This window comes from Gulosibacter sediminis (genome assembly GCF_014904065.1).
Taxonomy (GTDB): Bacteria; Actinomycetota; Actinomycetes; order Actinomycetales; family Microbacteriaceae; genus Gulosibacter; species Gulosibacter sediminis.
Genome location: NZ_JACXJG010000012.1, coordinates 44,307 through 55,597 on the forward strand (window position 1 = coordinate 44,307; position 11,291 = coordinate 55,597).

General features: G+C 64.0%; 13 protein-coding genes. All 13 read left to right on the plus strand.

The features are described from left to right. Positions 1-6: 6 nt before the first annotated feature. The 13 genes from ID132_RS07330 to ID132_RS14385 all read left to right on the plus strand — a co-directional run bounded on the left by ID132_RS07330 (position 7) and on the right by ID132_RS14385 (position 11,180). The gene (locus ID132_RS07330; protein WP_193128255.1) at positions 7-684 is read left to right on the plus strand and encodes an L-threonylcarbamoyladenylate synthase; all 678 of its coding nucleotides are present in this window, start codon (positions 7-9) and stop codon (positions 682-684) included. Continuing rightward, entirely contained in the window at positions 685-1,959 is a 1,275-nt protein-coding gene (locus tag ID132_RS07335; protein WP_125106073.1) for an MraY family glycosyltransferase, read from the plus strand. Further along, entirely contained in the window at positions 1,956-2,408 is a 453-nt protein-coding gene (locus tag ID132_RS07340) for a hypothetical protein (RefSeq protein ID WP_125106072.1), read from the plus strand. Before ID132_RS07335 ends, ID132_RS07340 begins: the two co-directional genes overlap by 4 nt. A 194-nt stretch (positions 2,409-2,602) precedes the next feature. After that, the gene (atpB, locus tag ID132_RS07345; RefSeq protein WP_125107365.1) at positions 2,603-3,400 is read left to right on the plus strand and encodes a F0F1 ATP synthase subunit A; all 798 of its coding nucleotides are present in this window, start codon (positions 2,603-2,605) and stop codon (positions 3,398-3,400) included. Between the two features lie 104 nt (positions 3,401-3,504). Next, positions 3,505-3,738, plus strand: coding sequence for an ATP synthase F0 subunit C (gene atpE / locus ID132_RS07350; protein WP_125106071.1), 234 nt, complete (start codon positions 3,505-3,507; stop codon positions 3,736-3,738). A gap of 11 nt (positions 3,739-3,749) precedes the next feature. Beyond that, positions 3,750-4,325: a F0F1 ATP synthase subunit B gene (locus tag ID132_RS07355; RefSeq protein ID WP_193128256.1), complete on the plus strand. Its 576-nt coding sequence runs from the start codon at positions 3,750-3,752 to the stop codon at positions 4,323-4,325. Then, positions 4,325-5,116: a F0F1 ATP synthase subunit delta gene (locus tag ID132_RS07360; protein ID WP_125106070.1), complete on the plus strand. Its 792-nt coding sequence runs from the start codon at positions 4,325-4,327 to the stop codon at positions 5,114-5,116. Before ID132_RS07355 ends, ID132_RS07360 begins: the two co-directional genes overlap by 1 nt. 45 nt (positions 5,117-5,161) lie before the next feature. Next, on the plus strand, positions 5,162-6,805 hold the full coding sequence (atpA, locus tag ID132_RS07365; protein ID WP_125106069.1) for a F0F1 ATP synthase subunit alpha: 1,644 nt from the start codon (positions 5,162-5,164) through the stop codon (positions 6,803-6,805). A gap of 26 nt (positions 6,806-6,831) precedes the next feature. Then, positions 6,832-7,728 carry a F0F1 ATP synthase subunit gamma gene (locus ID132_RS07370; RefSeq protein ID WP_125106068.1) on the plus strand — a complete coding sequence of 299 codons (897 nt, stop codon included), beginning with the start codon at positions 6,832-6,834 and terminating at the stop codon, positions 7,726-7,728. A gap of 33 nt (positions 7,729-7,761) precedes the next feature. Next, entirely contained in the window at positions 7,762-9,228 is a 1,467-nt protein-coding gene (atpD, locus tag ID132_RS07375; RefSeq protein WP_125106067.1) for a F0F1 ATP synthase subunit beta, read from the plus strand. 3 nt (positions 9,229-9,231) lie between these two features. Then, positions 9,232-9,507, plus strand: a complete 276-nt coding sequence (locus ID132_RS07380) for a F0F1 ATP synthase subunit epsilon (protein ID WP_125106066.1) — start codon at positions 9,232-9,234, stop codon at positions 9,505-9,507. Further along, positions 9,504-10,265 (plus strand): YaaA family protein, encoded by a 762-nt coding sequence (locus ID132_RS07385; RefSeq protein ID WP_125106065.1) that lies wholly within the window; start codon positions 9,504-9,506, stop codon positions 10,263-10,265. Before ID132_RS07380 ends, ID132_RS07385 begins: the two co-directional genes overlap by 4 nt. Positions 10,266-10,376: 111 nt before the next feature. Continuing rightward, positions 10,377-11,180 (plus strand): DUF5684 domain-containing protein, encoded by an 804-nt coding sequence (locus ID132_RS14385; protein ID WP_125106064.1) that lies wholly within the window; start codon positions 10,377-10,379, stop codon positions 11,178-11,180. Positions 11,181-11,291 lie beyond the last annotated feature (111 nt).

An 11,291-nucleotide genomic window follows, 5' to 3' on the forward strand; every position in this document is an offset into this window, starting at 1 on the left:
GACGTTATGCCAGATGTATATGACCTCGCTCAGCCGCCGCAACTCCTCGCCGGGATGCGTGAGGCCCGCGGCGCGCTCGCTCGCGGTGACGTCATCGTGATGCCGACCGACACGGTCTACGGCATCGCCGCGAACGCCTTCGACGCGTCCGCCATTGGAAAGCTGCTCGCGGCGAAGGGACGCGACCGCACCTCGCCCCCGCCGGTGCTTGTGGCGAGCGCGTCCGCGGTCGACGCGTTGGCGCGCGAGGTTCCCGAGGTCATCCGCACGCTCGTCGAGCAGCATTGGCCGGGACCCCTCACCGTAATCTTGCCGGCGCAGCCGAGCCTCCAGTGGGACCTCGGTGAGACGCAAGGCACCGTCGCCCTGCGCATCCCGAACAACGAGTTCGCCCTCGAGTTGCTCAAAGAGACCGGGCCGCTGGCCGTCTCATCGGCCAACAAGCACGGCGAGCCCGCGCCCGGCAACGTGCAGGATGCGGTCGCCCAGCTCGGCGACGATGTGCAGATCTTCTTGGACGCGGGCGAGGTCGGCGGAGCCGCCTCGACGATTGTCGACGCTACGGGACTCACCGCGCGCGACCCGCTGCCGGCCCGCATCGTGCGAGCGGGTGCGCTCAAACGCACGCAAATCGCGGAGGTGCTCGGCGACCAGCTTGAGCCAGATCGAGGGACTCTCGTCTAGGTGCTCTTTTACGCAAGGGTCATCCTGATCGCCGCGGTGCTGGCCTTCCTTGCCTCCTGGCTGGTGTACCGCGTGGCGATGCGCTATCGCTGGTACCCCGCCGTGCGCGAACGTGACGTGCACACGACCCCAAAGCCCCGACTCGGCGGCGTCGCGATGTACTTTGCGTTCCTCGCGACGATCGCGATTGCGACGCAAATCAGCTGGTTTCAACTCGTGTTTGCGAACCCGACGAGACTCTGGGGCTTGATCGGCGCCGCGACCCTCATCGTGATCGTGGGCGTGATCGACGACATCGTCGATCTCGACTGGATGATCAAGCTCGCGGCACAGATCGTCGCGGGGCTCATCCTCGCGTTCTCGGGTGTCGCGATCACCTCGCTGCCCATCGGTGGTGTCACGGTGGCGTCGCAGTGGATGTCGGTGCTCGCGACAGTGCTCGCGGTCGTGCTCGTCATGAACGCGGTCAACTTCATCGATGGCCTCGACGGACTCGTCGCCGGCGTCGCGATCATTTCGGGCGGCGTGTTCCTGCTCTACAGCTATTTCCTCACCGAATCGCTCTCGTCGAGCCGTTTCACCCTGGCGGCGCTGTTGTCGGCGCTCGTGGTCGGCGTGTGCGTCGGCTTTCTGCCCTGGAACTGGAACCCGTCGAAGATGTTCATGGGTGACGGCGGCGCGCTGCTGGTTGGCCTGCTCATGGCCGCGTCGACGATCGCCGTCACCGGCGAGATCGACCCGAGCCTCATCAGCCGTGATGCGCTCATGCCCGCCTTCCTCCCGCTACTGCTGCCATTTGCGGTGCTCGTGGTGCCGCTTGTCGATTTCATCCTCGCGGTGGTGCGCCGGCTTAGCGCCGGCAAGTCGCCGTTCACGGCAGACCGCAAACACCTGCACCATCGACTCCTCGACATGGGGCACACGCAGCGTCGCGCCGTGCTGATTTTCTACGCCTGGGCCACCGTGGTGGGTGTCGCGGCCCTGCTCGCGTTCCTCGTGCAGCCGATCTGGATTTCTGGCGTGTTCCTCGTGCTCGGCATGATCGTGTGCAGCATCCTCACGATTTCGCCGATGTCGCTGCGCAAACGACTCGAGGTCGAGGCACAGCGCTCGCTCGAACTCGACGACGACGCCCACGATCCGCTCGACGAACTTGGCGGCACGCAGTCCGATCGTGACCGGGCGGCTGATCCGGCTCCCGTCGCGCTGACAGAGCGCCTCCGCGGTCTCATCCCCACCCGCTCCTTGCCGAGCGACGACAAAGGAAACTCATGACCTCCTCCACGAACACCCCCACCAGCGTGCCCGTAATGCGACGTGTGCTGAAGTGGTCGCTGCTGCTGACCCTGGCGATCGCTGTCATCGGGGGAGTGATCGGCTACTTTGTCGCGGACTGGCCCGGCGTCTGGTCGGCGCTCGTGGCCGCCGGCGTGACGCTCCTGTTCACTGGGCTTACGGTGTTGTCGATCATCCTCGCCGCGCGGTTCGACCCGATGTTCTTCATCGCCGTGATTCTCGGCATGTGGATCCTCAAATTCATCGCCTTCCTCGGTGTGCTCGCGATCGTGAAGGCCTTCGACTTCACCCATGACTGGATGCTCTGGTCGACGATGATGGCCGCGATGGTGGGTCAACTCGCGATCGACATCATCGTGGTGCAGCGCAGCCGACAGCCGTATGTCAGCGACGTCGCGCTGCCGGGTGAAAATGACGACAAGTCGTAGATTTATTTCCGTCAACCGCCCCGGCGTGAGTGTGTGGGCTGTGAATTGTTGCTACAGTAATTAAGTCGAAAAACGTCAGTGGCCGTTCACCTGGCACAGCGTCGAAGACATAGCCGTCAACCGCCGCACGATCGCGATTCTTGAGTCGTGCAACGAGACAGGAGACCCCTCTGTACGCTTCGGCCTTGAATCTGATGACGGGATTCTCGTTCACCTCCGGTGACGGAGGATTCCACGCGCCGAACATCGATGAGGAGCTCTTTCCTCCGGCGCTTCTGTTTGACGGGACTCCGTTCGAGATCAACCGGGTCATCCTCGTTCGTCTGATTGCGGTCGCAATTCTCCTGCTGCTGTTCTGGATCGCCCTCCGCCGGCCGAAGATCGTGCCGACGAAGTTGCAGTCGCTTGTCGAAATGGGCGTCGGCATGATCCGCGACGGTGTCGTGTTCGACATGCTCGGCGAGCGCATCGGCAAAAAGTACCTGCCGTACGTCCTCACGGTGTTCTTCGGTGTGCTGTTTATGAACATCACCGGCGTGATCCCGCTGCTCAACATTTCGGGTAACGCGCTGATGGGCATGCCGCTGGTACTCGCGATTTGCACGTACGTGGCCTTCATCTACGCGGGTATCCGCGAAGCTGGCGCGGGCACGTTCTTCAAGAACGCGCTCTTCCCGTCGGGTGTGCCGTGGCCGCTCTACATTCTGCTCACACCGATCGAGCTCGTGAACACCTTCGTGGTGCGTCCGCTTTCGCTCGCGCTGCGACTCATGCTCAACCTCATGGTCGGCCACTTGCTGCTCGTGCTCTGCTTCTCGGCGACCGCGTTCTTCTTCGGCATGCTGAACGTCTGGAGCACCATGGGCATCCTCACACTGTTTGGCGGCTTCTTCATGACGCTCGTCGAGCTCCTCGTTGCCGTGCTGCAGGCGTACGTGTTCGCTCTGCTCACCACGAGCTACATCCAGCTGTCGGTCGCCAAGGAGCACTAGCCACTCGGCTAGCGCACCGCGCGAACGATTCCCCAATGAATCTCAACTGAACACCGACTGATCGCTCCACCCTGGCGCGATTTTCCAACCGGAAGGAAACCCCTGTGGACAACACCACGCTCGCCGAGATTTCGGGCAACATTGCGACCGTTGGCTACGGCCTCGCAGCAATCGGCCCTGGTATCGGTATCGGTATCGTCGCCGGCAAGACCGTTGAGGCTATGGCTCGCCAGCCTGAGATGGCCGGTCGCCTGCAGACCACCATGTTCCTCGGTATCGCATTCACCGAGGTGCTCGCCTTCATCGGCATCGCAACCCCGTTCATCTTCGGTAACTAAGGCACTTCCAAATGGGCATCATGAACTACGGACCCGCCCTCGCGCAGGTCGGTGACGGGAACTCGTTCGGCTGGGACCCCAGCCTGCTGCTTCCCGCCAGCTACGACATCATCTGGTCGCTTGTCGTGCTCGTGGTGCTCCTGCTGTTCTTCTGGAAGTTCGTCCTTCCGCAGCTCAACCAGATGCTCGAGGAGCGGGCCGCCAAGATCGAAGGCGGCATCGAAAAGGCCGCCGCCGTTCAGGCTGAGGCTGACGCTCGTCGCGACGAGTACGAGAAGCTGCTGGCTGACGCCCGCACCGAGGCCGCAGAGATTCGCGAAAAGGCACGCGCCGAAGGCGAATCGATCAAGGCTGAGAAGAAGCAGGAGACTCAGAACGAGCTCGACCGCATGACGAAGTCGGCGAAGGAGCAGATCGAAGCGGAGCGCCAGTCGGCCATCGTTTCGCTGCGCCAGGAAGTCGGCACCCTCGCGATCGACCTCGCTTCGCGCGTCGTTGGAGAGAACCTCTCGGACGACCAGCGCTCCGCAGCGTACGTCGACCGCTTCCTCACTGACCTCGACGAGAAGGCTGAGACGAACCGCTGATGCGCACTGCAACCAAGCACGCCCTCGAAGCCGTCAAGCGCGAGGTCGACACGCTCACCGCTGCGGACGCTGACTCGGCGCGCAAGCTGTTCGACGTGGCGGAAACGCTCGCGTCGAACAAGCAGCTGGCCGTGGCGCTGGTTGACCGTAGTGCTGACGCGTCGGCCAAGCGCGCGCTGGCACGACGCGTGTTTGGCGAGCGCATCGGCATCGGCGCGAGCAACGTGCTCGACGCTGCGGTCAGCCAGAAGTGGCAGTCGGAGCAGCAGCTCGTGCAGGCCATCCAGGACGCCGGCATCCGCGCCGTCGCCCAGGTAAGCGGTGCACACGAGCGCATCGGCGCCGAGCTCGACCAGTTCCTCGAGACCATCTCGTCGAACGGTGAACTCGAACTCGCATTCGGCTCCCGCCTCGCGGATGGTCAGAGCAAGGTCACCCTGCTCGAACGACTGTTCGCCCGCAGCTTGAGCGCCGAGACCCTCGACGTTCTGCGATCGTTGCTGACCCTCCCGAGCTCACAGCGCATCCGTCGCCTTGCCGCGACCGCGCGCGAGAGCGTGGCGGACCAGGCTGGTCGGCAGGTCGCGATTGTTACGGTCGCCCGGGCCCTGCCCGAGGCACAGCTGGATCGCCTTCGCGTCGCGCTCACGAAACGCTTCGGCCACGATGTGGCCGTCAACCAGGTCATCGACCCCTCGGTAGTGGGCGGTATGCGTGTGGAATTCGGTGACGAAGTCATCGACGACACCGCCGCAGCACGCCTGAAGAATCTTCGCCTGCAGCTCGCCTAGCAGCGCATCGAACGCGGGGCGACGCCCCAACGACAAGGGAAGAACATGTCAGAACTTACGATTAACCCGGAGGAGATCCGCAGCGCGCTCAGCGACTTTGCGAACTCCTACCGTCCCCAGGGCGCCGAGGCTACCGAGGTCGGAACCGTCATCTCGGCGGCCGACGGTATTGCCCGCATCGAGGGCCTGCCCTCGACCATGGCCAACGAGCTGCTCCGCTTCGCCGACGGCACCCTCGGCCTCGCGCAGAACCTTGAAGAAGACCAGATCGGTGCCATTGTGCTCGGCCCGTTCGGCGGCATCGTCGAGGGCATGGAAGTCACCCGAACCGGCGAGGTCCTCTCGGTTCCGGTCGGCGAGGGCTACCTCGGCCGCGTTGTCGACCCGCTCGGCGCACCGATGGACGGCCTCGGCGAGATCACCGGTATCGAGGGCCGTCGAGCCCTCGAGCTACAGGCTCCCGGCGTTATGGCCCGCCAGTCGGTTGAAGAGCCGCTCGAGACCGGCATCAAGTCGATTGACGCGATGATCCCGATCGGCCGTGGCCAGCGCCAGCTGATCATTGGCGACCGCCAGACGGGTAAGACCGCCATTGCGATCGACGCGATCATCAACCAGAAGGCGAACTGGGAGACCGGTGACCCCTCGAAGCAGGTTCGCTGCATCTACGTCGCCATCGGACAGAAGGGCTCGACCATTGCTTCGGTGCGCGGCGCGCTCGAAGAGGCCGGCGCCCTCGAGTACACGACTATCGTCGCGTCGCCCGCATCCGACCCGGCCGGCTTCAAGTACCTCTCGGCATACACCGGCTCGGCCATCGGCCAGCACTGGATGTACGGCGGCAAGCACGTGCTCATCGTGTTTGACGACCTGTCGAAGCAGGCCGAGGCCTACCGCGCCGTGTCGCTGCTGCTGCGTCGCCCGCCGGGCCGCGAGGCGTACCCGGGTGACGTCTTCTACCTGCACTCGCGCCTCCTCGAGCGTTGCGCGAAGCTCTCGGATGCGCTCGGTGCGGGGTCGATGACCGGTCTTCCGATCATCGAGACCAAGGCGAACGACGTCGGTGCGTACATCCCCACCAACGTCATCTCGATCACCGACGGCCAGATCTTCCTGCAGTCCGACCTCTTCCTCGCGAACCAGCGCCCGGCGGTCGACGTCGGTGTGTCGGTTTCTCGAGTTGGTGGTGCGGCCCAGCGCAAGCACATCAAGAAGGTTTCGGGCACGCTGAAGATCGACCTTGCGCAGTACCGCGACCTCGCGGCGTTCTCGATGTTCGCATCCGACCTCGACGACACGACCAAGCGTCAGCTCGACCGCGGTGCGCGCCTCACTGAGCTCCTCCGCCAGGGCCAGTACAGCCCGTACCCGATCGAAGAGCAGGTCGTTTCGATCTGGGCCGGCACCAACGGCAAGCTCGACAAGGTTGAGGTCTCGGACGTGCTGCGCTTCGAGCAGGAACTGCTCGACTACCTCAAGCGCAACACCGACGTGCTCGACCGTCTGCGCGCCTCGGGCAAGCTTGAGGATGAGACCATTGCGGCCATGGACAAGGGCATCGACGACTTCACCGCGAGCTTCCGTAGCTCCGACGGCAGGGGCATCGGCAAGCCCGGTCGCGAAGAATTCGACGCTGCGGAAGCCGAGGACGTGAACCAGGAGCAGATCGTCCGCGGTAAGCGCAAGTAGTCGGCGACGGGAGCGAGAGGAGAACCATGGGAGCACAGCTTCGCGAGTACCGAGCCCGCATTAAGTCGGCTCAGACGATGCAGAAGGTCACGAGTGCCATGGAGTTGATCGCGACTTCGCGTATCGCCAAGGCTCGTCGTCGAATGGAAGAGTCCAACCCGTACGCCCGGGCCGTGACGCAGGCGGTTTCGGCCGCCGCGACCTACGCCGACATCGATCACGTCCTGCTCAACGAGCACGACGAAGTCAAGCGCGCTGCGATCGTCGTATTTACGAGCGACCGCGGCCTCAACGGCGCCTTCTCGTCGGGTGTGTTGAAGGAATCCGAAGAACTGGCGACCATGCTGCGCGAGCAGGGCAAGGAAGTCGTGTTCTACCTTGTCGGACGCAAGGCGGTTGGCTACTTCACCTTCCGCCGACGCACGTTCGAGCAGGAGTGGACCGGCACGACCGAGAAGCCGGTCTTCGGCACCGCTAAGGAGATCGGTAAGGCGCTTGTCGAGCGCTTCACCGACCACCACACCACCGGTGGCGTGCAGGAAATCCACGTCATCTATAACCGCTTTGTCAGCATGGTGACCCAGGACCCCACCACGGTTCGCCTGCTGCCGCTCGAGGTTGTCGAGGGCGAAGCCGGCGAGTCCGGCATGGAAGACCTCTTCCCGCTCTACGACTTCGAGCCCGACCCGGCCTCCGTGCTTGACGCGCTGCTGCCGGTCTACATCGAGGCACGCCTGTTCAACGCCATGCTGCACTCCGCGGCAAGCGAGCAGGCCGCACGCCAGCGGGCAATGAAGGCAGCATCCGACAACGCCCAAGAATTGGTGCGTGACTACAGCCGGCTTGCCAACAACGCCCGCCAGGCTGAAATTACGCAGCAGATTAGCGAAATCGTGAGCGGCGCGGACGCGCTCGCTTCTTAACCCGCGCTGAACACGAAGAAAAGGACACCTCACATGACGACGAACGCGACGTTCGAACAGTCCTCGGCCCCTGCGGCCGCGGGCGTCGGTCGCATCGCTCGAATTACGGGCCCGGTGGTCGACATCGAGTTCCCGCACGACGCGATGCCCGGCATTTACAACGCCCTGAAGACGCAGGTCACCATGGGCGAGGAGAGCTTCGAGCTGACGCTCGAGGTTGCCCAGCACCTCGGCGATGACCTCGTCCGCGCCATTGCGATGAAGCCGACCGACGGTCTCGTCCGTGGCCAGGAGGTCATGGACACCGGCGGGCCAATCACGGTCCCCGTTGGCGACGTGACCAAGGGCAAGGTCTTCAACGTGACCGGTGACGTGCTCAACGGCTCGATGATCAACGAGCCGTACGAGATCACCGAGCGCTGGCCGATCCACCGCGAGCCGCCGGCATTCGACCAGCTCGAGTCGAAGACCGAGATCTTCGAGACCGGTATCAAGGTCATCGACCTCCTCACCCCCTACGTGCAGGGTGGAAAGATCGGCCTCTTCGGTGGTGCCGGCGTTGGCAAGACGGTGCTCATCCAGGAGATGATCACGCGTGTTGCACAGGACCACGGTGGTGTGTCAGTGTTCGCTGGCGTCGGTGAGCGTACCCGTGAGGGTAACGACCTCATCTACGAGATGGAAGACATGGGCGTGCTGGACAAGACCGCCCTTGTGTTCGGCCAGATGGACGAGCCGCCGGGGACCCGTCTGCGCATCGCGCTCACCGGCCTCACCATGGCCGAGTACTTCCGCGATGTGCAGAACCAGGACGTCCTCCTGTTCATCGACAACATCTTCCGCTTCACGCAGGCTGGTTCGGAGGTGTCGACCCTGCTGGGTCGCATGCCTTCGGCCGTGGGCTACCAGCCGAACCTGGCAGACGAGATGGGTCTGCTGCAGGAGCGCATCACCTCGACGCGCGGTCACTCGATTACGTCGCTCCAGGCCATCTACGTGCCTGCTGACGACTACACCGACCCGGCCCCCGCGACGACGTTTGCGCACCTCGACGCCACCACGGAGCTCTCGCGTGCAATTGCCTCGCGTGGTCTCTACCCGGCCGTCGACCCGCTGGCCTCGACCAGCCGCATCCTCGACCCGCAGTACGTCGGTGACGACCACTACCGTGTCGCGACCGCGGTGAAGCAGATTTTGCAGAAGAACAAGGAACTCCAGGAGATCATCGCGATTCTCGGTGTTGACGAGCTCTCTGAAGAAGACAAGATCACCGTGTCGCGCGCACGCCGCATCCAGCAGTTCCTCTCGCAGAACACCTACACCGCGATTCGCTTCACCGGTGTCGAGGGTTCGACCGTGAGCATCAAGGACTCGGTGGAGGGCTTCGACGCGATCGTTCGCGGCGACTTCGACCACGTTGCTGAGCAGGCGTTCTTCAACGTCGGCGCGATCTCGGACGTGGAAGAGAAGTGGGCCCAGATGCAGAAGGAAATGAACTAGCGCATGGTCAACTCCGCAAACCAGCTGCACGTGACCGTCGTTTCGGCGACGGCCACCGTGTGGGAAGGCCAGGCGAGCCAGGTCATCGCCCGCACCGTCGAAGGTGAGATCGGCATTCGTGCCGACCACACCCCGGTGCTCGCGATCCTTGCCGATGGCAAGGTGCGCGTGACCACCGCCGAGGGCAAGCAGATCCACGCGCACGCGGCGGATGGCTTCCTTTCGGTGGCGAACAACGTGGTGACCGTCGTCGCCGGTGAGGCCTCCATTACCGAGTGACCTCGTCATTCCTCGTGCTATTGCCGCCGTCCGAAACCAAATCGGACGGCGGCAATCGCCGTCTCAGCAAGAAACTCCACTGGCCCGAGCTCGAGCCGGTGCGTGCGAACGTGCGCGAAAGCCTGTTGCAGCTTGCCCATGGCTCACCCGACGCCGCGCGCTCGGCGCTCAAGATCTCGCCGAAGCTCGCTGAGACTGAGCTCGAGCGCAATCGCGCCCTCGACGATGCGCCGCGCAAACCCGCGATCGAGCGGTACACGGGCGTGCTCTACGACGCCATCGCCGCCGAGACACTGTCGACCGAGGGCCGGGCCTGGGTCGAGCGCCACGTCGCCATCCATTCCGCGTTGTATGGACTGATCATGGCAGGCGACCCGATCGCGGCCTACCGGCTGTCCCACGACTCCAGACTGCCCGGGGCACCCCTCAAGCAGCGCTGGCGCACGCACATCGCCACCGCGCTGCGGGCGCATCGGGGGCCCATCCTCGACCTCCGCTCGAAGGGGTACGTCGGTTTGGGGCCGCTCGACCACGGGGCCGACCGTGCTTGGGGTGACGTGAAGGAACGTCTTGACGACGGCTCGACTCGCTCGCTCAATCACTTCAACAAGCAGAACAAGGGCCTGCTCATCCGGGCCATGGCCGAGCGCTTCGCTGGCGAGGCCGAGCCGACCTCGCTCGCCGAGGTGATGGATGCACTCAGTTCGTTCGCGAGCTGGGAACGACGCGCCGTCGGAACCCTCGACGTCGTCCGTTGATGGAGCGGACGTCGTACCCGAGTTGTGACTTTGCGCATTGGTGCGCTTCGCGCGAGGTTGCCGCGTTAAGGTCTTGACGTATCTCTCATCTCGCACATTAGGAGCGAATCAATGTACGACTACCACTATGCCGCCTCGTTTGGCGTGGGGACGATCATCATCGGTCTCGTCATCGGCTTGCTCAGCTACGCCATTACCGCCTTCTTCCTCATGAAGGTATTTGAGAAGATGAACATCGAGGGTTGGAAGGCTTGGGTGCCCATCTACAGTCAGTGGGTGCTCCTCGAGGCCGGTGGCAATCCTGGCTGGATTTCCCTGGCTTTCCTCGTCAGCTGGATTCCCTTCCTCGGGCAGCTTGCCGCCATCGCCGCCGTTGTGTTCCTCGCGATTTCGATCTACCGCATCGGCATCGGCTTCAACAAGGAGGGCGCCTGGGTCGTCCTCTGGATCTTCCTGCCTATCGTCTGGCTCGCCATCGTGGCATTTGACAGCTCGAAGTGGCGCGGCCTGCCCGATGGCAAGGTTGCGGGCCCCTCGGCAGCCGGCGCGAACCGGGGCGTTCAGCCCTACTCGACTGTGGGCTACCAGCAGCCCGGTGGCTACGCGCAGCAGCCGGGGTCGTACCCGGCACAGCCCCCGCAGCAGGGGTATGGTCAGCAGCCCGGTTACAGCCAGCAGCCGAATCAGTACGGCCAGCAGGCCGCCCAGCCGAACCAGTACGGCCAGCAGCCCACGCAGGGTGGCCAGCAGCAGAACCCTTATAGTCAGCAGCCCGGCCAGTCGGGCCAGCCGAACCAGTACGGTCAGCAGGCAGGCACGCCGGGTCAGACAGGCACGAACGGCGTCTCCGACAACCCGTACGGAGGGTCGAACGAGAACCCTTACGGCGGCGACTACAACCGCAATAACTCCTAGGAACCGTCAAGGTTCGCGATCGGGGGAGTTCTCCACAGATCGTGGCCCCGCGGAGTAATCCACGGATTCTCTGGACCCGTCAGCGCACAGCTGGCGGGTCCTTCTAGCTTG